Source organism: Ulvibacterium marinum (assembly GCF_003626755.1).
GTDB classification, from domain to species: Bacteria; Bacteroidota; Bacteroidia; order Flavobacteriales; family Flavobacteriaceae; genus Ulvibacterium; species Ulvibacterium marinum.
This window is the reverse complement of the sequence record NZ_RBCJ01000003.1, coordinates 1,278,765-1,303,973: the sequence shown is the minus strand read 5'-3', so window position 1 is coordinate 1,303,973 and position 25,209 is coordinate 1,278,765. Positions and strand designations below refer to the sequence as shown.

Annotated in this window: 22 protein-coding genes; 13 read left to right on the top strand and 9 right to left on the bottom strand. The window is 40.8% G+C overall.

Annotated features, from left to right (window positions below; all coding sequences use genetic code 11):
• The first annotated feature begins 2 nt into the window (after positions 1 to 2).
• From D7Z94_RS18890 to D7Z94_RS18880, 3 genes are read left to right on the top strand one after another with little or no spacing between them, the layout of a single operon-like run.
• Positions 3 to 1,235 (top strand): efflux RND transporter periplasmic adaptor subunit, encoded by a 1,233-nt coding sequence (locus D7Z94_RS18890; RefSeq protein ID WP_120713099.1) that lies wholly within the window; start codon positions 3 to 5, stop codon positions 1,233 to 1,235.
• 11 nt (positions 1,236 to 1,246) lie between these two features.
• The gene (locus D7Z94_RS18885; RefSeq protein WP_120713098.1) at positions 1,247 to 1,987 is read left to right on the top strand and encodes an ABC transporter ATP-binding protein; all 741 of its coding nucleotides are present in this window, start codon (positions 1,247 to 1,249) and stop codon (positions 1,985 to 1,987) included.
• Between the two features lies 1 nt (position 1,988).
• Positions 1,989 to 3,209, top strand: a complete 1,221-nt coding sequence (locus tag D7Z94_RS18880) for an ABC transporter permease (protein ID WP_120713097.1) — start codon at positions 1,989 to 1,991, stop codon at positions 3,207 to 3,209.
• Between the two features lie 289 nt (positions 3,210 to 3,498).
• Here the strand turns inward: D7Z94_RS18880 and D7Z94_RS18870 are convergent, their stop codons facing one another.
• The 7 genes from D7Z94_RS18870 to D7Z94_RS18840 all read right to left on the bottom strand — a co-directional run bounded on the left by D7Z94_RS18870 (position 3,499) and on the right by D7Z94_RS18840 (position 11,695).
• A complete protein-coding gene (locus D7Z94_RS18870) occupies positions 3,499 to 6,204 on the bottom strand; it encodes a putative LPS assembly protein LptD (RefSeq protein ID WP_245967247.1) in 2,706 nt (901 codons plus the stop codon).
• A gap of 70 nt (positions 6,205 to 6,274) precedes the next feature.
• Entirely contained in the window at positions 6,275 to 6,898 is a 624-nt protein-coding gene (locus D7Z94_RS18865) for a toxin-antitoxin system YwqK family antitoxin (protein ID WP_120713095.1), read from the bottom strand.
• A 101-nt stretch (positions 6,899 to 6,999) separates the two neighbouring features.
• The gene (locus tag D7Z94_RS18860; RefSeq protein WP_120713094.1) at positions 7,000 to 7,791 is read right to left on the bottom strand and encodes a YHYH protein; all 792 of its coding nucleotides are present in this window, start codon (positions 7,789 to 7,791) and stop codon (positions 7,000 to 7,002) included.
• Positions 7,792 to 8,083: 292 nt separating this feature from the next.
• The gene (locus D7Z94_RS18855; RefSeq protein WP_120713093.1) at positions 8,084 to 8,362 is read right to left on the bottom strand and encodes an EF-hand domain-containing protein; all 279 of its coding nucleotides are present in this window, start codon (positions 8,360 to 8,362) and stop codon (positions 8,084 to 8,086) included.
• A gap of 231 nt (positions 8,363 to 8,593) precedes the next feature.
• Positions 8,594 to 9,310: a LytR/AlgR family response regulator transcription factor gene (locus D7Z94_RS18850; protein WP_120713092.1), complete on the bottom strand. Its 717-nt coding sequence runs from the start codon at positions 9,308 to 9,310 to the stop codon at positions 8,594 to 8,596.
• Positions 9,307 to 10,542 (bottom strand): sensor histidine kinase, encoded by a 1,236-nt coding sequence (locus tag D7Z94_RS18845; RefSeq protein ID WP_120713091.1) that lies wholly within the window; start codon positions 10,540 to 10,542, stop codon positions 9,307 to 9,309. The genes D7Z94_RS18850 and D7Z94_RS18845 overlap by 4 nt, the downstream gene beginning before the upstream one ends.
• Positions 10,543 to 11,296: 754 nt before the next feature.
• On the bottom strand, positions 11,297 to 11,695 hold the full coding sequence (locus D7Z94_RS18840) for a hypothetical protein (protein WP_120713090.1): 399 nt from the start codon (positions 11,693 to 11,695) through the stop codon (positions 11,297 to 11,299).
• A 413-nt stretch (positions 11,696 to 12,108) separates the two neighbouring features.
• Here D7Z94_RS18840 and D7Z94_RS25680 point away from each other — a divergent pair, with 413 nt between their 5' ends.
• The 10 genes from D7Z94_RS25680 to D7Z94_RS18795 all read left to right on the top strand — a co-directional run bounded on the left by D7Z94_RS25680 (position 12,109) and on the right by D7Z94_RS18795 (position 22,106).
• On the top strand, positions 12,109 to 12,333 hold the full coding sequence (locus tag D7Z94_RS25680; RefSeq protein ID WP_158594687.1) for a hypothetical protein: 225 nt from the start codon (positions 12,109 to 12,111) through the stop codon (positions 12,331 to 12,333).
• Positions 12,302 to 14,680 (top strand): ABC transporter permease, encoded by a 2,379-nt coding sequence (locus tag D7Z94_RS18835; protein ID WP_120713089.1) that lies wholly within the window; start codon positions 12,302 to 12,304, stop codon positions 14,678 to 14,680. Before D7Z94_RS25680 ends, D7Z94_RS18835 begins: the two co-directional genes overlap by 32 nt.
• A 341-nt stretch (positions 14,681 to 15,021) precedes the next feature.
• Positions 15,022 to 17,436, top strand: coding sequence for an ABC transporter permease (locus D7Z94_RS18830; protein ID WP_120713088.1), 2,415 nt, complete (start codon positions 15,022 to 15,024; stop codon positions 17,434 to 17,436).
• A gap of 82 nt (positions 17,437 to 17,518) precedes the next feature.
• On the top strand, positions 17,519 to 18,085 hold the full coding sequence (locus tag D7Z94_RS18825; protein ID WP_120713087.1) for a hypothetical protein: 567 nt from the start codon (positions 17,519 to 17,521) through the stop codon (positions 18,083 to 18,085).
• Positions 18,086 to 18,242: 157 nt separating this feature from the next.
• Entirely contained in the window at positions 18,243 to 18,533 is a 291-nt protein-coding gene (locus tag D7Z94_RS18820) for a hypothetical protein (RefSeq protein WP_147415933.1), read from the top strand.
• A 7-nt stretch (positions 18,534 to 18,540) separates the two neighbouring features.
• Positions 18,541 to 18,894: a hypothetical protein gene (locus tag D7Z94_RS18815; protein ID WP_120713085.1), complete on the top strand. Its 354-nt coding sequence runs from the start codon at positions 18,541 to 18,543 to the stop codon at positions 18,892 to 18,894.
• Positions 18,895 to 19,044: 150 nt separating this feature from the next.
• A complete protein-coding gene (locus tag D7Z94_RS18810) occupies positions 19,045 to 20,025 on the top strand; it encodes a hypothetical protein (RefSeq protein WP_120713084.1) in 981 nt (326 codons plus the stop codon).
• 232 nt (positions 20,026 to 20,257) lie between these two features.
• Positions 20,258 to 20,704 (top strand): hypothetical protein, encoded by a 447-nt coding sequence (locus tag D7Z94_RS18805; protein ID WP_120713083.1) that lies wholly within the window; start codon positions 20,258 to 20,260, stop codon positions 20,702 to 20,704.
• Between the two features lie 148 nt (positions 20,705 to 20,852).
• Positions 20,853 to 21,335, top strand: coding sequence for a hypothetical protein (locus D7Z94_RS18800; RefSeq protein ID WP_147415932.1), 483 nt, complete (start codon positions 20,853 to 20,855; stop codon positions 21,333 to 21,335).
• 270 nt (positions 21,336 to 21,605) lie between these two features.
• Positions 21,606 to 22,106 (top strand): hypothetical protein, encoded by a 501-nt coding sequence (locus D7Z94_RS18795; RefSeq protein ID WP_211341809.1) that lies wholly within the window; start codon positions 21,606 to 21,608, stop codon positions 22,104 to 22,106.
• An 836-nt stretch (positions 22,107 to 22,942) separates the two neighbouring features.
• Here the strand turns inward: D7Z94_RS18795 and D7Z94_RS18790 are convergent.
• Together D7Z94_RS18790 and D7Z94_RS18785 are read right to left on the bottom strand one after the other, a co-directional pair.
• Positions 22,943 to 23,662: a 3-ketoacyl-ACP reductase gene (locus tag D7Z94_RS18790; protein ID WP_120713224.1), complete on the bottom strand. Its 720-nt coding sequence runs from the start codon at positions 23,660 to 23,662 to the stop codon at positions 22,943 to 22,945.
• Positions 23,663 to 23,673: 11 nt separating this feature from the next.
• Complete coding sequence (locus D7Z94_RS18785) at positions 23,674 to 25,155, bottom strand: Dabb family protein (RefSeq protein WP_245967246.1); 1,482 nt, start codon at positions 25,153 to 25,155, stop codon at positions 23,674 to 23,676.
• Between the last annotated feature and the right edge of the window lie 54 nt (positions 25,156 to 25,209).

Here is a 25,209-nt window from a genome sequence, read left to right as displayed (position 1 = left end):
CCATGCAGAGCAAGAAAACCAAAATAGGAATAGGGATCGGGGCCTTACTTGTCGCCGTTGCTCTTGGCTACTTTCTGATGTCAACAGGGGCAAAGGAGCAGTTGACCGCTGAATTTGTTATGGCAAACAAAGGCGATGTGACGACTATGGTAACGGCTACAGGTACGATTCAGCCTGTAGAACAGGTCGATGTGGGTACACAGGTTTCTGGCGTGGTCGAAAAAATCTATGTCGATTACAATGGCGTAGTCACTGCGGGGCAATTGATCGCCGAATTGGACAAGACCAATCTAAGGGCTACCCTGGCACAACAACAAGCGGCCTATAACAATGCCATCAATTACAGGGACTACAAGCAGAATATCTATAACCGTCAAAAGACCCTTTACGACAATCAAGTCATCAGCAAATCCGATTATGACGATGCGGTCTACGAACTCAACAATGCCAAGAATACCGCGGCCGAACGTCTTTCGGATTTGCAAAAGGCAAAGACCAATCTGAGCTATGCGAACATCTATTCCCCCATTGATGGGGTCGTACTCTCAAGAGATGTTGACGAGGGCCAGACCGTCGCCGCCAGCCTGAGTACCCCGACCCTTTTTACAATAGCGAAAGACCTCAGGCAGATGCAGGTCGAGGCCGATGTCGACGAGGCGGATATCGGGCAGGTAAAAGAGGGGCAACGAGTTTCCTTTACCGTAGATGCCTATCAAGGGGAAGAATTTGACGGGGAAGTTACCCAAGTACGTTTGAACCCTACCACGACATCGAACGTGGTTACCTATACGGTAGTGGTCAAGGCTGACAATCCTGACCTGAAACTCAAACCAGGACTGACCGCAACCATAGCCATCTACACCGTAGAACTAAAGGATGTATTGACCGTTGAAGCCAAAGCTGTAAATTTTAAACCGAACCGGCAACTCTTGATGGCCTACAATGCCGAGGATACGGACGAAAACCCTCCACCTCGGCCTGACCGAAGTCAAGCGAACAACGATAAGAAGAGCACCTTGTTATGGATGGACGATAATGGTAAGATAAGACCTGTTGAAGTGGAATTGGGCACCAGTGATGGCGTAAACGTGCAGGTGATGAGCGGACTCAAGGAAGGTGATCGCTTGGCCTATCAGATCAAGGCCTCTGAAGGTGAAAAAGTTTCCCAAACCGAAGAAGAAGGCGAAAGTCCGTTTATGCCCTCACGACCACCAGGAGGGGGTAGGCCGAGATAGATCTATTTACGATGAAGAACAATATCATTCACATAGAAGACTTGAAACGCAACTTTGTAATGGGCAACGAGACCGTGCATGCCCTTAAGGGTGTTTCTTTCGATATCGAAGAAGGGGAGTTTGTGACCATTATGGGCTCAAGTGGTTCCGGCAAGAGTACGTTATTGCACATTGTCGGATGTTTGGACCAACCTACCTCTGGTAGTTATGCCATCAACGGGGTGGCGGTCAGTTCCTTCAACAAAAATGAGCTCGCGACAATACGGAATGAAAAAATCGGCTTTATCTTTCAATCCTACAATCTGTTGCCAAGGACGACCGCTTTGGAAAATGTGGAACTGCCCTTACTCTATAATAGTCAAGTAAGCACCCAAGAACGAAAGAAAAGGGCTTTGGAAGCCTTGGAAAGAGTGGGACTTGCCGATAGGATTCAACATACCCCTTCGGAATTGTCGGGGGGGCAACAACAGCGTGTCGCGATAGCCCGTTCGTTGGTCAACGACCCAGTGGTCATATTGGCCGATGAGGCCACCGGAAATTTGGATACGCGTACGTCGTACGAAATTATGTCTCTTTTTCAGGAATTGAACGCCCAACGAAAGACTATCGTTTTTGTAACCCATGAACCCGATATCGCCGGTTTCAGTAAGCGAACGATCGTACTAAAGGATGGCAAAATCCTTAGGGACGAAAACAATAATAAGGTAAACCAGGCTGCCGACATGCTACTGGCGATGCCCGTAGAAGACTGATATGAGAATCTTAAATCTACTCAAGATTGCATTGAAGGCCATATCCCTCAATAAGGTCAGGGCCTTGCTTACCATGCTAGGTGTAATCATCGGAGTAGCTTCGGTCATAGCGATGTTAGCCATTGGCGAGGGTTCCAAGGAGAGTATCCGTGCCCAGATTTCAAGTATGGGATCTAATATGATTACCATTCGGCCCTATGCTGAAAGACAGGGTGGTGTTCGGTTGAACCGAAACGACATGCAGTCGTTGACCATGGACGATTTTGGGCAACTGGAAGGAAAAACCAGCTTACTGAGCTATATTTCGCCCCAGGTCAACGGCAGCGGGCAGGTTATCAGCGGTTCCGAAAACTGGCCCTCCAGTATTTACGGGGTTGATCCTGATTTTCTTTCCATAAGAGTCTGGGAGGTAACCGATGGCAGTATGTTTACCGATGCCGAGGTCAAGGCGGCATCAAAGGTGGCGGTGATCGGGCAAACCGTAGTAGAAAACCTGTTTACCAATGGTGAAGATCCCGTTGGACAGATGATCCGTTTTAATAATATACCTTTTAAGGTCATCGGGGTTTTGGCAGAAAAGGGCGAGAATACGTTCGGGCAAGATCAAGACGACGTGGTATTGGCACCATATACAACTGTCCAAAAAAGAATCTTGGCCATAGATTACCTACATTCCATAGTCGCATCGGCCGTAAGCGAAGAAGAAGCCGAGGCGGCCGTAGCTAATGTTACCGAAATTATGCGTGATGCACATCAGCTTAGCGCAAACGCTACTGAAGATTTTGAGGTGCGCTCGATGGACGAGCTTATTTCTACTTTTAGCTCAACGAGTGACATGATGACCATTTTGCTGGTTGCCATTGCCAGCATTTCCCTGTTGATCGGGGGTATCGGAATTATGAACATTATGTATGTCTCGGTAAAGGAACGCACTCGGGAAATAGGGTTGCGTTTGGCCATAGGTGCCAAAGGATTGGATATATTGACCCAATTCTTGATCGAAGCCATCCTTATAAGTATAACAGGAGGAATAATTGGCGTAATTTTAGGGCTAAGCGCAACTTACGTTATCGAGGAAATCTTGAGGTGGCCAACAAGTGTGACCAGCTATTCGATTGCCATATCCTTTGCTGTCTGTGCCATAACGGGTATTTTCTTTGGATGGTATCCCGCAAGAAAAGCGTCGGCTTTGGATCCGATAACGGCCTTGCGGTATGAGTAAAAAAGTTGATGCAATTGAAAAGAAAAAACGTGTAGTCCCGCTACTTCACGTCCTGACGCGGTTCCTATTGATTGGCATGCCTTACTTTTTATCGCTGGGGCAGTACCAAGATCAAATCCTTTACCGAACACTGGTCCATTTTTGGATGCCGCTAGTCCCTTATGAAATCATTTTCTAATTGAACTGCCTCTATTTTATGGACACTTTTCTTTTCCTGAAACGAACACTCATATTCACCTTGATCGGTATCGTATTGATTGTATTCAATTAAGTAAAGAACAAAAACGATTCATTCGCTTCTGTTCTCCCATTTTAGATCACTAAGGATGGAGCTTTTTATACCGATAAAAAAATACCAACGTTCGTAAGTTCCAAAGGGCGTCCAATTAAAGCGAAGGTCAAAACTTTTCAAATCCCGTTCAAAACGAAGTTGGGTGAGGGTGAAACCCTTATTTTTAAAATCATAACCAGATGACACTCCGACCTTCCACATAGGAGTCAACGATACATCTCCCGAAAACATCAGCGAATGGCTACTGAATTCATTTTGTCGCACAGTGTTAGAATACGTGGCAGAGTAAGCCAGTTGAAAGTCCCAAGGTACTTTGGTTCCATAGACAGGATTTTCAGTAACTTTTTCACCTTTGCCCTTTTCTTGGTTGCTATTTCGCAAGCCATTAAAATCATTGGCCTTTCCGAACAGATCATCTGTTCTTCCACCGCTTTGTGCGACATAGCCATCCTTTTCTGCTCCTTCATCCTGTTTTTCCCCACTTTTTTTTCCAAAGGTTTCATTGCTGATCGAATAACCAACATTCACATTGGCATTGGTCAGCCGAAATAGGCTGCCCCCGTTGTCGATATTGAAGGTGTTGATGCGCGTGCCGTTATTATCTATGGCATAAGGGTCAAGGCCGGCAGAGAAGTTGATCGACATTTTATTGTCCACGATACTGGTGCCACCATTGATGCTCAACGGACTAAATTTTAAGGAATCTGCCTCGAAACTATAGTCCGTCGAGATATTGAAATTACTTAAAATGGGCACTTTCTTTGGTTCGGCGTTGATAGAGTCTTTGCTCTTTACCTTGGCCTCAAGGGTATTGGCCAGGGATAGGCTCAAACTATTCGATTGTCCCAAACTCGGGGCCCCGTTAAGGGTGCCCTCGAATTTACTGTACTGAACAAGCTCTCCATCGCCATCGATGTATTCGTCATAAAACTGTTCAAAAGAGGGTGCGTAGCCATAGCTTAACGAAGGTGTTATAATATGCCTAATGGCCTGTATTTTTTTGTTTTCCCCAAAATTGAAAGTTCCATAAAGCGTTGTGCCGATACTGGCACTCAAGTTGTATGTGTTGTAACGGGAGAAACCGCTTAGGGTATCGGTCACCACCGTATTTTCATCGCTATCGAATCGCTGCCTATAGGTTTCCAGGGACCAAACATCTTCGTAGTTGCCTCCAACGGTAACACTGAAAAACTTGGCAACCTTAAAATTGGTACTAAGGGGGATACTGTGCTTGGCACCCACTTGGGCACTGTCGAACATCCTGCTGGTCAAAAAGTCATCATCGTTGGTGGACAGCTTGTTCTGGGCATTGAAATTGTATTGAATATTCATGTTTTGGATGATTCCCTTTTTGACACCATCCTCTTTTGCAAATGGAAAGATACGTTCTACGCTGGCCTGAAATGTGGGAAGTGTAATGCTAATCAATTCCGTATTGGTATTTTGGCTATGTGTCGCCGTCAAACTCATATTTACGGATGGATATTCTGGAAAGGTCTTGGAATAGGAGACCGAAGAACTCAATGTGTTGTTCAGGACATTCGGTAAATTCTGCTGCAATAAGGAACTTTGATAGTACGTACTACTTCCTAAATTGACCGAGGCCGAAAACAGCGAATTCGGGTTGGCCTTTGCATCCTGTGAGTGCGATACCTGTAAATTATAGATTGTGCTTCTTGCATAATCGCTGAAACCTCTTTGGCTGGTCACCAAATTTTCGTACCTGAAATTGATATTACCGCTATAGCGATAACGTTTTGCATAAACCGACTGAATTTGCAGACCGTAACTGCCATTTGTATACAGATCACTGATCAACGTCAAGTCGGTATAATCATCAATGGGTAAATAGTATCCCAGATTCTGCAGAAAGTAGCCGCTATCGGGATCATTGCCAAAAGTGGGCATCAACAAGCCAGCAGTCGGCTCTGTGGATAATGGGAAATATGCAAAGGGCACAGCTATGGGGGTCGGAACATCCGCGATATAAAGATTACTTAACCCAGCGACCACCTTTTTATCCGGAATAAGCTTTGCCTTTCTTACCCGAATGAAATAATCAGGGTCAATGGTATCTTTGGAAGTGGTCAATTTGGCCTCGCTCAAAAAATAGACCGAATCGTTTTCCTTTTTGACAATCTGGGCGTTCACCCGCATCACATCGCTGCCCAACTGCCCCAGACCGGCCTGCTGCTCCGTACGTGCGTTGTATATCAAAGTCTTCCGTGTATCAAAATTGAATCGTATCGAATCGGGAATGACCTCGTTCTCTCCTTGTTTAAAAAACGGGAGTTGTTCGTAATTCCCCAAGGAGTCTTTGATACCCTCTGCATATACTTCATTTTTAACATAGTCCATGACAATGATTCCGGCCTTCAATTCAATATTTTGATAATAAAGTTCCGCTTCATTGTAGAGGTATATCTTGCGGTCTCTTTGGCTGAGCTTCACATAATCCTTTGCCTTATATTCTAGGGTTTCACCCAGAATCGACGGTTTGTTGACAATGGAATCGTTACGCGTAGAATCGGCCATAACACGATGGGCTCCTAAACTATCAAGTAGCAAGGGGGCGATTATAGTATCCCTTTCTGATTTGATGGGCAAGGGAACGATTCGGTCTTCTTGACCACATACCGAGAGGATGCGAAAAAGCAAAGTTACCAAAAGAAATATGTAGTATTTGTTGCATGGACTTTCCAAGTTTTACATTCGTCGTTAGTGTCCCATTTGACGTCTAATGAACCCTAAACCCTTATACAGAAACAGTGGACTATCGCTCCTTCTGTTTAACCTTTTCATCTTCGAGTCCATAACAAAGTGCGGCTTTTTTCATCCCAAAAATTCTACCTTTCCTAGCTTCGTAATTGGCATACAAAACGCCGTTTTTTCTAAATGCCTGTTGAAGGCCTTCTTCTTTCCCCTGGTTTAAGTGCAATTTTTTATAGAGTTCACCACTTGTATACCATTTTTTCTGTTCCCCATGGGCCTTTCCCTCAACGTAATTAAAATGGGCAATGAGTACATGTTCCGAATCTGCACACCATATCTTTTTATCTCCGTGTAATTTCCCTTTATAATAGTTTGTGACAATTTTCAAATGTCCGTCAGGGTACCACTGAAGAGCTTCGTTCTGTTTTCTACCTTGCAATATTCCAAACTTTTCCTTCAGGGTACCATCTGGATAATAGCTGACGGCAAAACCGGAAAAGGGTCGATTGTTCAACGTCCATAGCGATATGTTGTGCCTGTATTGTAATGCCGATTTTAAAACTATGGTTTCCGGCACTTCAAGTGCATTTACGGTAGTATTGCCTTGAACTGGGTTGTGTTTTCGTTGCGAACAACCCATTATAAGTAGGTATACAATGAAAAGCGATCCAAATTGGGTTTTCATGTTATCAATTTTTACTGGTAGTTGATCTTAAAAAGAAACTACTTCGAATCAGAAGAAAGTTCGAGTGATGGTTTCTTTACCAACTCTAAACCAAAGCTTTGCTATAAAATGCTATTGGGAGTACCCTGCAAGTCAACGGCAAAAAGAGCGATAATGTTCCCTAAATAAAATTCATTGACAATATGGTAGTGATAAAATTCCTCCCCATTACTGTGTTGTGTCACTCCATAATGCCCACCCGATTCGTCCAGATCTGTTGGATAAGAACCATCCATTTCCCTTCTTCCATATAACAAAAAACCATCGGCCATAATGCCTACTAACTTTTCATCATCAAAGGAAAGCACTGTGTTTTCGGGAACATCGGCAGATTCTACGTGATAGTGATACCCTGAAGGACCGTTGTGGGCCCCTGCATAATCAAAGGTTTCGGCGATTTCTTCTTCCAACGGCCTGTTAGGCCCTTCCGTATCATTGAATATGGGCACACCGGTAACGGATATACCTATCGGTCCCAGACCGGTCGCCGTACTCGATGCCGCAATTTCAGGCGCTGCGGAAACGGTAAGGGTTAGACTACGGTCACCGCCGATACGACCTGGGGTTTGGGCAACGGCTACAACAGGTTCGATATATAAAGGATGTGTCTCTTCCCAATAAGGGGAAGTATGGTTGGGCAAACCATTCGTATCGATTGTAATTTCATCCCCGTCAAATGAAATGGTTACCGCATCAAGATTAAACTCATCAAATGCGGAAAGTGGTGTGTTGACACCATCAGATCCGCCATCGGTGTCATCGGTATTCTCTGTGTTTTCTGAATCGTTACTACAGGAAATCGTAAAGGCAATTGTCCCTAAAAGAGAAAAAAACATAAATTTTAAACACTTCATTTTTATAATTTTTAGATTAAAAAGATTTAATTACACTTATTCATCTTTAAGTGTTTTAATGTCAGAAATCAGTTGGTTGACTTTTGCTCAGTCCGTTATAAAGACCCCTTATAACGAGGTCTTTTTGTTTTTTCCTGGAACCAAAAATTTTCTTCGGACCTTTCTGAACAATATCATTGTCGAAATTTTACTTTTTATTATCGAACGGTTTCATCTGGAAAAAGCCCCACAATTGCTTATGGAGCTTTCCATTAAACAACCCAACCAATCATCAACCAAAAAACTATCTCTCCTAGCGCGGCCCGCGACGCTTCGGTTTTGGTGCCTTTTCCACTTCTTCTTTAGACAAAAAGCCATCTTCATCGGTATCGATATCCGTGAACTTATCTTTCAAAGGCCCTTTGACTTCTTCTTCTGATAGCAGCCCATCCTCGTCCTCGTCCATTTGCTCAAATATTTCATCCACAGATGGCGGTCCTTGTCTTCTTTGGCGATCATTTGACTGTGCTTTGCACGAAACAGTAACTAACGCGATAGCGGTTAGACCGAGTACAATTGATTTTGTATTCATCCTGATTCCATTTTTTTAATTCAAGATGAAATTATCTCAGACTAACATTTCAGAAAAAGCAAATCAATGGGACAAGGGTAATTGTCTACAACGAGGAAAGTTTTATCAACAAAGGTTTTGAACGATTGGTCCAATAAACTCCTGCAACAGTAGGCGAGCCTTGATTTTGGGCTTGGTCAATAGCCGAAACTAGTTGTCTTTGCGATTTATAGAGAGGAAAGAATATCAGTATCAAACCAAAAAGTTGTCATCGAGGTATTTTTGAAACTTTGGTTTGTATTGTTCGCTTACGGGTATATAGACCTTCTCATCGAAAACGATGCGGTTACGCTCAATTATAGTGATTTTGTCCAAACTCACGATAAATGACCTGTGCACCCTCATAAATTGTTCCTCTGGAAGATATCCTTCCATTTTTTTCATGCTCATCAAGGTCATTATGGGCTTCTCTGTCTGTAAATGAATCCGAACATATTCACGCATACCCTCAATATATTTTATTTCTGACAAATTGATGCGCAAAATCTTGTATTCCGATTTTATGAACAGAAATTTACCATCACCATGCACCTCAGTACCCTCGGATTCATTGGGCCGTATTCTGTACCTAGCTTTCCCGGCGGCTTTTAAAAATAGGGGGTAATCAATGGGCTTTAAAAGATAATCGATGGCATTGACCCGAAATCCTTCCAATGCATATTCACTATAAGCCGTGGTAAAGATTACTTTGGGCGGATTGTTCAACGATTTGACAAAATCCATTCCGCTAAGGTCGGGCATATTTATATCCACAAACATTAGATCCACCTCATTTTTCTGCAAAAAGGAAATCGCCTGTAAGGCACTTTCAAATTGTCCACTCAATTCTAAAAAGGGGGTTTTGTCAATATAGTCTACCATCTGCTTTAATGCAAAGGGCTCATCGTCTATGGCAATACTTCGTATCATATCGGAATACTTAAATTTACGGCATATTTATCCCCATGTTCTGTAATGGTCAGGTCATACTCCTTTTTATAAAGTAAATCCAAACGTTTTCGTGTGTTTTCAATACCTATTCCCGAGGGGGCTTTTGTATTTTTGGAATGATTACTGTTTTCCACATAAAAATTCAACCGACTTTCAGCAAATGACATTACAATTCTTATAAAAGAAGGGTTGTTGTAACTTATACCATGCTTAAAAGCATTCTCCAACAATGAAGTGAACAACAAGGGTGGTATGGTATTATCCGGTATTTTGCTGGGGATGTCCGTTTCTATTTCTACCTTATCGGTAAATCGAAGCTGCATCAGTTCGATATAACTTAGTATAAATTCCACTTCTTTTTTAATGGGGTTTTGTCTTTCTTCGGAGTCGTACAACAAATGCCGCATCAAATTGGAAAGTTTTACAATGGACTGTTTGGCTTGTTCCGAATCAATGTCGACCAAGGCATGTATATTGTTGAGCGTGTTCATAAAAAAATGTGGACTTACCTGGTTTCTTAAAAATGCCAATTGGTTTTCGACACTTTCTTTTTGAAGCCTGAATTTCTCTTGTTCCATACCCATCCAGCGTATTGATATATTGAGGCCAGCGTCAAAACCTATCAATAAGATGGCCAATATCAAAAAATTGGCATAAAATGGAATTGGTCTTCGGTTGTTTCGTCTCGGCCGAACATCAGGTGGTGGTTTTTGCCCTAAAACTTCCTTGGAGAGATTTTCCAAGGGTCTCTTCGTCTGTTCATTTGGTGGTAACTGAGGTCGTCCCATTCTGTCATCGAAGGAGTAAACCAAAAATGTTGTAACTGATAGCATCGCTAAAACACTGGCAAAGTATATGGTTCTTTTACCCTTAAAAAAGAGTAAGGGCATTAATACCAACCGATGTGACAAAAACACTATGAGTAGTGACAGATGGCTTTTCCAAATATTAAGGATATGGTTCCAATCTAACACGCCATCCTGAAATTGACTGAATAACAGAGGTGAAGCAAACAAAAGCACCCAAAAGGCAATAATAATAAAGGGCTCAAAAAAAATAATCCCTTTTTGGAAAAGGCTGTTGTTCTCGTTACGGTCGGTCAACTTTATTGTTTTTGTTATAAGATTTTCTTTGAGAGGATACATATATGTGGCAAGATAAGGATCTTGATACCGTTTATCCCCATTCCATAGCTCCATTGTTTGGTCCATGCCCAAACTTTTTTTAAACTGCAAAATGCCATCATCTCCTTATGGATATTGATTAAAACCTACCGGCCTTCATTGACCAGATCTGGGCAGTTCAAGTAATAACATCCGCAGCAGCTCTCCGCTAACATGAGATATATCCGACTATACTTTTGATGGGATTGCACATACATTTTTGAAGATTCAATTATCGTTTAAATAGCAAAGGAAACATGCCTTTAATGCTTTCGAGAGAAGGAATCAATGAGCTATGTGAGTTTATCAACGAATTAGATCATTTTCTCTATTTGCGAGCAAATCTAAAATGTATGGCGGAGAGAATAAAAAGCCCATAACATTTTAATAGGACCGCTACCAACGTTCTTTCGACCATTGTTACAGCTAAAATTAACCATCACTAATCTATTTTCCATTTTCTGAACCAGAGATTTTCTAAGCTTACATTGAGAGTGAGCAGGTGATAGTTTTCTTTGACTAGTATGTTCTGGACCTTACCTTTGAAGCCGTAACCGTACGATAGGTTCAACATGGAACTGCTTCTATTGCCCATGAGCAAACTAATTCCTACGGTAATCGCATATCCGTCTATTTTTGTGTCGTTTAGGGCCAAGTAGCCATTGTCATAATTAAAACACGCCCTGTATCATATTCTGTCGAAATATTTATAGCCGGATGGATTTTTGACGTACTCCAGTCCAAAGGCATAGATATTCTGGTGCGCGTATTTCCCTATGGACTCTTGCTGTCCTGTATCGGATCAGTAGTTTTTCTTGTAGTCGGCATTGAAGGTCTGGGAGTTCAAAAAGGTACCGCTTATACCAAAACCCAACTCAAAAGGTATTTTTAAATCTACCGCCGTGTCGGTTTCCGTATTATCTACCGTTACCTCGCAACCATCCAACGTTTTGAGCACGGAGCGTTCCAGGTTGCCGTTCAAACTTGTTGGAAACCGGACCGCACTACAAATGGTGAACCTATGGGTGAGGTCGTATTGTATGCCAAGGCCCAAGCGCACACTGCTATACTTAGTGGTTTGCATCAGTTGAAAGCTGCTGTTGTCCATCACAAAAGCTTCATCTTCTTCTATTTTACCAAAGAGTACGGAGAGATCTATCTCCAGCGGTAGGTTTTCGATTACGCTATAGCCAATGTTCAATCAAAGATAGCTCAGTCCGCCCAGTCCATTACACCGCTTTCAAACGTTTCATTGGAACCTTTAATATTGGTCTGCATACCCCCAAGGAGATATGTGATGAATCAAAAAAAACAACGATGGAATCGAACCTTGTAGAAGTATTTTCAAAACTGGTTGAAAACTATCGGGCACGGATAATCAAGGGGGAACGAACGTTCAAGTTCTTTTCCCAAGCGTATCAAGCTCACCCATGATATTCTGAACGGCCGTGACGCCATTCTGCAATTTGCCCTGAAAATGTTTCCATCTGGTAGTTAGTAACTCACAAGGGAGGTCTGTCGTATGTTTATTGACAGTGTCATAAAGTGAACATTTTTAGGGAATACTTCTTCTTTTCCAATTTGTCTTATAAACTCGCCGATTGAAAGAACGGAATGGAGAAAATTTATGAAGTTCCGAGAAACGTTCGATTTAAGGAACAGATACTAAATTTCCCTTTCCGATGTAACATTTTGGATATTCCCAACTCTTTAAAGGTAAGGGGAAGGAATACTAATGGTTCCGATCAACGACACCGAAAACAAACGCTCTGCCATAGCTATGACATGACTCCAAATATGGAACACTATGCTGAAACACAACCTTCTACTGGCCTTTAGAAACATCAAAAAGTACAAAAGCTCTTTCTTGATCAACATTATCGGACTGTCAACGGGCCTGACCAGTGTACTGTTGATCTTCCTATGGGTCAACGATGAACTGGGCATGGACCGGTTCCATGAAAATGACGATCGGCTCTATCAGGTCTTGCGCAACCATCCCGTGGGCGACGAGATCGTAACCCAGGAAGGGAACCCGGCATTATTGGCCGGGGCATTAAAGGAAGAAATGCCCGAGGTGGAACATGCTGTGGCCGTGGTTCCCCCATTTTGGTACACCGGTCAGGGCATCATTGCACACATCGATTCACGGTACAAGGCGGATGCGCAATTTGTTGGAAAGGACTATTTCAACATGTTTTCCTGGAAGTTGTTAAAGGGGAACAAAGAGAACGTACTGACCGATAAGTACGGTATCGTCATTTCGGACGAGCTTGCGGGCAAACTGTTCCCGGATACGGAAAACATCCTTGGGAAGACCATTGAATGGGAATATGAGGACTACAGCGGGGTATATCATATCGCCGGGGTGTTTGAAAAACTTCCCCAGAATACCACCGAGAAATTTGATGTCCTGCTCCCCTATGAACTGTACTTTCAAATCAATTTGGAGCGAATGAACTTGGAAAACTGGGGCAACAGTACCCCTAGGACCTATCTTACGTTAAAGCCCGGAACGGATGCATGGGCGTTCAACAAAAAAATCGCAAGTTTTATAGGTACCAAACACGAGGGTTCCAGCTCCACATTGTTCCTTCGGAACTATTCCGATAAACACCTGTATGGCCGTTACGAAAATGGCAAGCTCACGGGGGGGCGGATAGATTACGTATATCTGTTTTCGGGCGTGGCCCTGTTCCTGTTGCTCATTGCCTGTATCAATTTTATGAACCTTTCCATCGCCCGTGCCTCCCGTAGGATAAAGGAGATCGGTATAAAAAAAGCTGTTGGGGCAAACCGCGGAACATTGATATTCCAGTTTTTGGGCGAATCGATTCTGACCGCCTTTTTTTCACTTGTCCTGGCCCTGTTGTTCGTTTTTTTGCTGCTTCCCAGTTTCAACGCCACTGCCGGAAAGCAATTGGGACTTGTATCGGTACTGGACTTTGTCTGGCCCGCTCTGGCCATTACGTTGATTACGGGACTTGTTTCCGGGAGCTATCCCGCACTCTATCTTTCCGGTTTTAGGCCGGTGGCCATTTTAAAGGGCACTTTGAAAACATCTTCGGGCGAGCTATGGACGCGCAAAGGACTGGTGGTCTTTCAGTTCACCGTCTCCATCATATTAATCGTATCTGTCCTGATCGTCCGGGGCCAGACTGAATTTATCCAGTCCAAGAACCTGGGATACGATAAGGAGAACATCATCGTCTTTAAAAGGGAGGGAAACCTGGAAAAGAATTATGGGCCTTTTATGGACGAATTGCGGAGTATGCCCGAAGTCGTGATTGTTTCCAGCTTTTGGCATAATCTCTTCGGCCTCCATGGAGGTACCGGGGCGATCCAATGGGATGGAAAAGATCCCGAGGAACGTATCGAGTTCAAAAATCTCGAAGGCAGTTACGACCTCATGCAACTTTTGGGGGTGGAGATGGCACAAGGACGTGCGTTCTCCAGGGAATTTGCATCAGACACCCTAAAGGTCATCTTTAACGAAAAGGCCATTGCGGCCATGGGGCTCCAAGATCCGGTAGGCAAGACCATACAGCTCTGGGGCCGAGACCGACAGATCATAGGCGTGGCCAGGGACTTTCATCTGGAATCCCTATATGAGCCCATAAAGCCCTGCATTATTCAGTGCTATCCTATAGGCATCGATATTTTGGTAAAGATCAGACCCGGTATGGAACGACCAGCGATCCGGCGTATCGGGAACCTTTACGATGAATATACCCAGGGGCTCCCATTTGATTTTAGGTTTATGGATCAGGATTACGAAGCATTGTATGCCGCTGAGACCAGGGTCGCGGTATTGTCCAAATACTTTGCGGGGCTTGCTATATTGATTTCCTGTCTCGGACTTTTCGGGTTGGCCGTGTATACCACCGAGCGTCGGAGAAAGGAGATAGGCATCCGAAAGGTGCTGGGGCAGAGTGCAGTACAGGTCGTGGCTATGCTCTCCGGCGACTTTGCCAAACTGGTACTGGTATCCATTTTAATCGCATTCCCGATCGCCTACCTGTTGGCCAACGATTGGCTCTCCGGCTTTGCGTATCGGATTCCCTTACATCCGGGATACTTTTTTTGGGCCGCCCTGGCCGCCCTGTCCATTGCCCTGTTGACCGTTGGCAGCCAGGCCTTTTGTGCAGCGAACAAAAATCCGGTAGAGGCCTTGAAGGAGGAATAGTTAAAAATGGACAATCCCGGAAAACCTTTATAAAAACCGGTAAAAGAACATTGAACAGGATCGATACGGCCCAGGCCCTTGGCTTACAGGAAGGTTTTGTGCTCCATGGACAAATCAATTTTTGAAGCGCGATCAAATCGTTGGGGTGTACATTTATTGGACAGGACCTGTCAATAAAATTTACACCCTCGTATATGAATAAGTACTTAATCTAGATATATTTATCTGAATAACAAATAGATATGTACATTGGCATGGAATTGGTACAATTTTAAGATAATAGATTCTTTTTTAAGCTCTAAAAAGATTCATCAAAGATTATATCGTCCAATTACCATAATATGCTTATCAATTATTTTAAAATAGCTTGGAGAAACCTTCTCAAAAATAAAGTGTTCTCCTTTGTCAATATTTTTGGTCTTTCCATCGGTCTTTCCGCGTGCTTTCTCTTGGTGCTGTACATTACCGATGAGTTGAGCTACGACAAACATCATGATGCCGCTGAACGTTTATATAGGGTGGCTTTGAACACCGAAAGTGAAAAATGGGCGGGCACCCCGGGCGTTATGTCCAAGGGATTAAAAAACGACTTTCCGGAAGTCGAACAGGTGACCCGTGTATTGAATTTCCCCAATACGGGAAATATGTTGTTGAAAAATGAAGAACGTAATATTCAGATTTACGAGCAAAAAGGTTATTATGTAGATTCAACTTTTTTTGAAATTTTCACATACAACTTCAAATACGGGAATATTGAAAATGCTTTGAATAGTCCGAATACGGTGGTGATTTCCGAAGAAATCTCGGAGAAGCTATTTGGAGAGGAGAATCCCATCGACCAAATTGTAAGTATCGAAATTCCTTATGGCAAAATCGACTATACCGTGAAAGGGGTCTTCGATAATTCAAATAACAAATCACATGTTGACCCTAATCTGCTTTTATCGATGCAGAACGGGGATATCGGGCAGTGGGTCAATAGTCAGACCAATTGGGCGACAAACAGTATATTCCATACCTATATCAAATTGAGACAAAGGAGCGATCCCGTTGCGTTCGAGAACAAATTGCCGGCATTCCTTGAAAAGAATGCGAGTAACGATTTTAGGGAGGCAGGACTGAAGAAAAGCCTTTTTTTACAGCCCGTCAAGGATATTTACCTGAAATCATCCATAGGCCATGAAATATCAAATAATGGTAGCATGCTCTATATCTATATATTCAGTTCCATAGCCGCTTTCATATTACTGATCGCATGTGTCAATTTCATGAACCTATCCACCGCTAAATCGGAGAAACGGGCAAGCGAGATAGGGGTTCGGAAAGCAGTCGGTGCCACCAAGACATCCCTGATCAACCAATTTTTGGGAGAGTCGATGTTCATGTGCCTGCTATCATTGTTGCTTGCACTTCTTATCGTAGTAGCCTGTCTTCCGGCCTTCAACACATTGGCACAGAAAAGCCTGACCGTTACCGGGAATCCTGAAATACTTTTGTGGATCGTTGGCCTTGCAATCTTTACCGGATTACTTTCGGGAAGCTATCCGGCCCTGTACCTCTCATCGTTCAAGCCTGTCATGGCCCTGAGAGGAAAAGGTGGTGGCACAAACACCGCGGCGACCATAAGAAAGGGGTTGGTGATATTTCAATTTTGTATTTCCGCCTGCTTGATTTTGGTTTCCATTCTTTTTTGGCAACAAATGAGTTTTATCGATGGTCGCGATCTTGGGTTCAAAAAGGACGGTCAGATTGTCATTCCTTTTCGCAACGCATCAACGGCAGGGAACTATTCCGGTCTGAAGAGCGAAATTCTTCAAATCCCGAATGTGGTATCGGCATCGGCCGGATCGACATATCCGGGATTTGAATTGGTACAGTCCAATATGTTCTTCGCAGAGGGAAAGACCAAGAACGAACAGGTAGACGTGCGTTTGGCCCAGATAAGTGATGATTATGTTGAAACCTTGGGGTACGAACGGTTATATGGAAGAACCTTATCAAGGAACGATGTAAATCGTGATAATGCCATAGTCCTTAATGAAACTGCCGTGAAGCGTCTGGGATATGCTCCCGCCAATGCCGTAGGTCAAAATATCTACTATGTGAGTTCCGGTGAAAGGAGGTCCTATGAGATAGTGGGTGTGGTAAGGGATTTCAACCATGAGAGTTTGCACAAGACCATTACACCTTATGGACTGGTCGGATTGAACCAGGCCCAACCTGCTTATTTTATCGCCAATGTGAGGCAAGGTGATCTGGATGAAGTGATCTCAAAAGTAGAAAACGTTTGGAGCAATGTGAACAAGGGCATTCCCTTTGAATATTCATTTTTGGACGACGATTTCCAAAAAAATTACGAAAAGGAAAAGCGGACTTCGACCGTTACCATAGGTTTTACGCTTATCGCAATATTCATCGCCTGTATCGGACTGTATGGACTGGCCTCTTACACGACCGAACAAAGAAAAAAAGAGGTCGGGATAAGACGGGTATTGGGAGCATCGGTTTTGAGTATTACGATATTGCACCTTAAGAACTTTCTAAAACTTGTCCTAATCGCATTGCTGATTGCCAGCCCCTTATCATATTTTCTGGGCAATACTTGGTTGCAGGATTTTACATACCGTATCGATATAGGTTGGCAGTTGTTTCTCATTGGCGGGCTCTTTGTTATTTGCATAGCATTTTTTACGGTTGGCTCCCAAGTGGTAAAGGCCTCAATGGCCAACCCCGTAAAGAATTTGAAAACGGAGTAGCCTCGCAAAACGAACGATTAAATATATAATTAATATATGATCAATGACCATGTATTTACGTTAGCCTAGATACCTTTCACATTTGAAACATATCTCATTATTTGTACTATTAATTCTCTCTGGCAGCTGTAAGGAAGCTAAAGAATTAAAACATCCAATAGCTGACCAGTCTACAATGAGTGTAGCCTCCAAGGACTCCGCATATCATCAAATGATTGATACTCTAATAAAAAGAGTAGTTGGATTCGAGGCAGAGGAAAACAATGTTTATTTTAAAACTTCAACTAGCCACAGTCTGGTCCTTGAAAGACTACTAAGAGATAGCCTCCCGTTAAAATCACTTAATGACTCACAGAAGAGTTTGATATGGAAGTCTATTGATAAATCTGATACTATCAACTTTTCCAAAGAACTATTAAGTCGGTCGGCAATCAAAGTTTTAGATAAAAAAGAGGTTAATGACAAAATAATAATTGGTGTATCGAATGCTTACATCAGTAGGGATAGACAGGGAGCTGTCTTACTGGTGAGTAGAGCATATTTATATGAAGACCGTGGAGGACATAGAGGTGGCTGGGAAGAATTTGATTTCTTTGAAAAGGAAGACAAGTGGGTTTTGAAACAATCAGTACGATACGTTGAATATTAACAACGTTGGCCAACAACGCCTCTAACACATCGTTCCCTTAGGCTTGCGTCAATTGCCTATCTTAGTTTCTAATAAATAAGGTTCGCTGGGGCCTGCGCGCTGAAGCGTCGTGTCATAGCCGAGGCTGTTATCAAAGTTCAAAAAAACGATTCAATAGTTGGATAGAGATAGAATAATAAAAGTCGAAATCGATAGCCTCGGATGCTTACATATTAGCCCGAATATGAAAAAGTTCACACTTGTATATCGTACTGCAAAACAAGTACATTGGAATCAAGAAAAACAAACTGTCTATTCACCAAAACCCACAGATTGGACTTATGTGGATTGGTACAATCATATACTTAAAGTTGTCAAAGAAGAATGTTTTTGTGAACTTTATTTAACAGACGATACAAACTGGATTAATGTATCAGAGCACATAAAGAGTGAAATCACCAAAGTTTAATAAAACGATGATTCTAGAAACAATTAATCCGGGTGTCCATAAGGTAAAGCTGAAAATTCGTGAGATTATTTATGGCAATGATGTCATTGATAGGTATACAGGATGGGATAAAGTCAATCCCACTCTGATAAAAATTCGTTGTGAAGATTGTACATTAATGGTATTTGGCGAAGAAGATATGAGGTTGTTTAAGAGTATGATTCCAGGAGATACTTTTGAAGCCGTTGTTCATGATGGAAAATATAACAACGTTTATAAGTTTAAATACATGTCAGAGACAAGAAAGAAAAAGACAAATCAAGACAATTCTGATTTTAATTCACAGTTAGATGGAATGTTTGATTTTCAAAAGCCCAAATGAACGATAGTGTTAGAACATTTCTTAAAGTATAATTAAACGATTCGAATATACTATGCTCAAATACATCGATTTTATTACAATTTGGGAGTATAGCGATGTATTTTGCATCGCTATAAACAAGTTTTACATAATTAAAAAAATCACTCAATAATGAAAAGAAAATCTGTGACAATTAGAGCAGCTTGGATTGGAGCAGGTACAACAATTTTTACAACGCTATTAGTTTTTGTTTTTGATGTGTCTTTTAATTCGGATAATTCTTCATCAAATGGAAATTCAGGAGAACAGAACATTGAAACCGCTGAAGGTGATGTTATAAATGGCAATAAGATTATAAACGAAACAAATGTCTTAAACGAAAAAGAAGATTTCTCTGAAGATGAATCGAATTTTGATAAAGTTCTCAATAGTGACGAATTAAATCTATCAGGTTATAAAATAAATCAGGCTATAAAACTCAATGATTTCTCAAACGGTTTAAATGGAGCTTTACTACTGCTAACAGATGAAAGATTAGAAGGTATTTCAGGAGATTTAGAGTTTTATGGCCATACCAATACTTTCTTCCCTACTTTTGAAACAAAAGATGTTGATCCTTTAAGTGAGGAGAGATATAAACAAGCAATTATTGTTTTAGTCAACGATAGATTAAAAATCTTATATTTTGAAGAATTAGGTAGAGAATCTGCACGAATTGATAGAATTTTTCCTTATGCAAAAAAAAATAAGCCTGTATTTTTAGTTACCGTAGATTATTCTGTTGGTTGGGGCTCATATAATGGCCCTATTTCCTACTTCCTAGAGATCAATGAAAATGGAATAAATTATATTTTAGATAAAAAAGGGTTTATGATTTCCCTTAAATCCATATGGTTAATAAATAATAGGAATGGTAAAAGCGAAATTTTGGATATAGATTGCAGACCAGATTTCGACAAGAATTCTGAAAATCCTGATGAATTTCATTTTAAACTAATTTACTCTTGGTACTTTTTTGAAAACAATGAGTGGAAGCGACTTAGAAAAGAAAAACCAGGTTGCATTGAGAATGATTGGACAATATCAAGCTTTGATATATATGAATTTTACGATTTCATGGATCCACCTGAAAATCTAAGAAAATCAATTTAATCATACTGGGTAGAATGACTTGTATAATTCACTTCTTCGCAATGATTTCAAAATAAAAATTCTGATAATATTAATATCTTTAGCTAATTGAGAATAGTAGGGCTAGCCTTACTCCTTTTCCAATACGATTTCTGCCTGCCTGACGGCTGATTCGGCAGAAGCCGTACTTAACTCTCAAAGCTGAAACCGCAGCGAACAATACAAGAACGTGTTTCCATAGTTTAACTAAACGATGATTGAGAAACCAATATATATCAAATTGAATTTGGAATATGATGCAGAACCTAATGCTCCAAGTCCTGAAATTTCAATAAATGATTCTACTCTGAATTTGAAGTTTTTACTGAATCCATTTCTTTGGGATAATGTAGAAGATGATGAACAGGCTGAGTTACTTTTCTACAATGCTATAAAATATAGACTTGGTGGACCTGGTTCAGATAATTTTAAGGACTATCGATATTATGATGAGGGAATAGATAATTATGGGTTTTATCAAATAAAAAGATCCGATTGGAAAAAAGATTTTCCTATTGATGAAAAAATTATCTCCAAAAATCCTATTGGCAAAAAGGATAATTTTAAACATTATGTTTTCTTCTTTAGAGACAATACATTTGAATGCGTTGCGGAGGATTTCAAATTTGTGAAAACAGGCAAAGTCATAAAGTTTAAATAAACGATATCATTGGCATAGACGACAAAAGAGTTACTGTTGGAAAAGATATAAATAATAGGAATAGAATTCTTTCGTTTAAAGTAAGCATACTAACCCTAATCTCAAAATTGATATGCAACGGTTCGTTAAGTTCAAATTCCTATTAATCTTGACTACTTTATTTTGGAACTGCTCTTCCGATGAAGAGGATTGTACAAAAACCATAACCTTACTACAAACTTATGTTTTAGGAAATCAAACCTACAGTTATAATAGGATTCAAGAAGTCCCATGTGACTTCCCAGAATCTGAAGACCCCATCCAAATTGACCCTCCTATACTGGAAAACTTCTCTTTTGAAGTTTTAAATTTTAGTTATACCGAGAATAGTGAAACCAATACATCGCGTTTTCAATTTGAAATTGAATTAAACAATCCCAATGACTATGATGTTGTGGGAGTACCCATACTCACTGTCAATGTAAATGGATTGGAAACAAAAAACAACTATTCCAATACTGCCTCAATTCCTTGTAATACAATTGATGCAAATTCAAACTGTATATTGACATTTGACCAGGAGAGCTCACTCGACCTAGGCAGGATCAATTCCATTGAGTTGGTAACCGTGGAGTATTTTTTAACCAATTAGAACGCTAGACGCTTATATTGAAAAAACTACGGCCCAAAAACTTCCTGTGAATAGCTTTGGTGAACTACTTAAAATTGTATTTGACGTTCCTAAGTACTTTTTTACAATATTGCGTTATCTGATAGAATCTCTTTTAGAATTGAAGAAGGGGATTTAACGCGAGGGCCGCAGAAAATTGTTCCTGCAACAATACAACTGGAATTGTTGCAACAAGATTTTAATTGAAAACTGACCGGCGAAGAAATGACCAGACCAAAGTTCAAAAAAACGATGAACCTAATTCGAGAGGGTGCTTTTATAACGGAATTAATTTTCCAAGCTGAACTTGTGTCATATTCTCGCAAGCGATTGAAAGAATCTGTTGATGACTTTGATAAAATTGCTGTTTGGTTAAGTATTCAATCCATTTTAATATCATCAGGTAACATTTCTAAAATTCTATGGCCAACATCAAAATATAAAGAAAGGGGAGAACATCTTAGGGAACTTCTGAAAATTGATTCTAATAGTGTTTTAAAAAGTAGAAAATTCAGGAATAAATTTGAACACTATGATGAATTATTAGATGATTTTTTTAAGGACAAGGATATTTACTCTTATACTGATTTAGCAATGAATCCATCTTTAAGTTCATCAATTGGAGAATCTTGTCACAGAGGGTATAACTCTTATAATAATACTCTTGTGATTCATGGAGAAATTCTAGACTTAAATGATATTGTAGACGCTGTTGAACAATTAAAGCTTAAATGTGAAAGCTTATTCATGTAAACTGTTAAAATTCAAATAAAGGATACATTTTGGAAAATCGACATGGGTGATTTTTACCCTCAATATTCAAACAAGAGTAATTTTTCTTATTTTTTACCCTCGTTCAGAATTTATTGTAAATAGTGTCAAGCAGGAAACAATTCTTGACAATCGATTAGAATTTACCGACATTTGAATACAAACAAGTTCTTTTAAAATACAAGTACGTTCCGGTGCGCTATTCGGTGCGCACTTTGAAAGTATTAATTTTAACTTTTTGAATATCAAATTATTACAACTGAGGTTCGAGCCCCGGCCAGGTCACAAGGTGACATGGAACCCTGACATTTATGATCAGGGTTTTTTTATGGTGTAAAATCGGGGTGAGAAGCCTGTCCTGAGCCAAGACGAAGGGAGCCCCGGCCAGGTCACCAGTAAGCCCAACGGAAAACAAATTCAAAGCGAGCAATACAGGAGCTCACTTTTTTTGTAAGCTAACGCGTTTGTTGAGCACAGCAAGCCCGAATGGGTTTTGAGCTTTGGAGCGCCGGGTCAAACGAGCATAGCGAAATTAACCACAACCAAATCCCCAGAGTAAGCCACCCTATTTAATAAAGGTTCTTTGTTTCAGAGAAAATCCGAGCTTTCCTGAGATGGTCGGAAACATAGAAATATGTTCTATCAGATTTTTGCTTTACGCTTTTCTATGGGAGCTCTACAAAAACTGGTCAGAAAACATGTGAAAAGTTTTTTGAATAAAATCTAGGACTCAAACAAAACTGTGAAAACAAGAGTTTGTTGGTTCCAAAAAACTTTCTGTTTAGGGGGTATTTGGAATGGTCTATAGTAAGTCGTCTTTATGGATTTGTAGACCATAACGCGGCACTTTTCAGCATTGCCCGTCTTGGAAGTTTCAAACCTGTGAGTATCAATTCAGCAAAGTCTTCTGGCTGGAGTATACTGCTTTCAGAACCTTTGGTCGCAATACCCAACTCAATGGTCATATCGGATTCAATGGTACTGGGTGTTAAGGTATTTACTCGAATATTATTTTTTCGAACCTCCTTCATTAAGGATTCCGACATGCCTATAACCGCAAATTTTGAAGCTGAATAAGCAGATATATTGGCATTTCCGTTTAAACCTGCAGTGGAAGACACATTAATAATATCGCCTTCATTTTTATCCAGCAAATAAGGCAAAACTTCCTTGGTTACATAATACATGCCCATAACATTGGTTTGAATAATTTGACTCCACTGTTCAATTTTCATATCATTAAAAGACCCTATGGCCGCAATACCAGCGTTATTTACCAAAATATCGACCGTTCCCAAGGTTTTCACGATGTTTTTGATGTTGCTTTTGACATCTTCGTAGTTGCCAACATCAAATATCGAATACATTGCTTTTATTCCAAAAGTTTTTAATTCGGCTACGGTTTCCTTTAGTTTATCTTCGTTTCTACCCGTTATGGCAACGTCAATGCCTTCTTTTGCGAAAGCTATGGCAGTAGCCTTTCCCAACCCTCTGCTACCTCCGGTTATAATGGCCTTTTTATATTTTAAATCGCTCATTTCCTTAGTGTTTATTTTTCCGTCCAATAATCCATCACAAAAACATCTTCTATTATGGGGCCTACTTTGCTTACCAAATCCAAATGCGCTTTATGGAACAGGTAAATTTCCCTGGCATGTTCATCGTTAAAGGTTAGGGTAAAGCTATGGGTAAAGCCTTTACTGGCCCCCTCTGTGCTGTTGTTTATCCCCCATTCAATACTGGCGATTTCAGGAATATCATTTTTGATATCTATAAAGGTTTTGATGGCTTCCTCTATCTGTGCTTCACTAGCCTCTGCCTTATATTTTAGGTTTACGACATGCCGCAGTACTTTTCCTTCCGTATCAATTTTAGGGGCCACTTTGTAACTGGCCACCTTATGCAAATCGAATCTATTCGAACCGGCAATAAGAAAATCAGTGCTATCTATGTTATGGGACCTTAGACCATAGTAAATCGAAAAGCCTGTTTCCAAATAATTCAGGGGGCTTAAAACACCTTCTTTATTAAGTCTACAAAGTTGAATACTGGCATCGTCTCTGGTACCAACCGCTAAAATGGCTTCATCCTCGGTTACCGAAACCACTTCAATCCTAGTCTGCCCCTGTAACTTGGTGTGTTCGTCATCCTTTAAAACGAAGTGAGGCACCAAAGCCCCTTTTGTATTTATTTTGAAAACACTCACCCCATCACCGTGGTAAAAAAAGTCGGTGTTTTTGATAAACCCGTTTCTTTCATAATATTTATGATGTCTGTGACCTACAATTACATAATAATTGCCTCCCAATTGCACACCGGTTACAGGGTAAGCACCGGTTAAAAACCTATCAGTTTTGTTATCACCTATGTTGTTGATATTTTTGAATTTCCCATTTTCATAGACCCTAAAACTACTCACTCCATTATCCTGAAATCCCCCTGTGTATAAAAAAGTTTTTCCGTTAATTTTATGAGTGTACATTCCGATTATACCATCGGTAAAAATGGTTTCATCATCTTTCATGGACTGTACATGTTCTAGTTTGCCATCGTTCAGTATTTTAAAACAGCTTAATCCGGGAGTTTCTTCCAAGCCTCCTATAAATAGATAGGATGATTTTTTCATGTGGACAACTTGAAGTGTAATGGCCACACCAAGGTGAGTTTCATCGGTATCTTCTACCAGGGCGACCCGATCCAAAGATCCGTTATCCAAAATTTTAAACGTCTCGATAACGTTTCCATATTTGTTGGCCACGAATAGAAAATCGGTACCGTTGATGTGATCGGCGACCATTCCTCTTGCAGGTCCCTTTTGCTTGTAAAGTTCATGGTTACTTATTGGTGTTAGTAAACCTTCTTTATTTAGGCTGAAAACATCAATGTTGCCAAAACCACCAACAAATACGTAATCTCCACCATTTTTTTTGTAGCTGGTTATTGTAACGGTATTGTTGGCCGAAATTTTCTTGAAGTCCTGTCTGTATAGCATTGGTCCATCCGAAACTTGCGCTAAACAAATTTGCGACATGAACAATGTGATACTTAGTATGAAACTTTTTGTTTTATTCATAACCTTCACTTT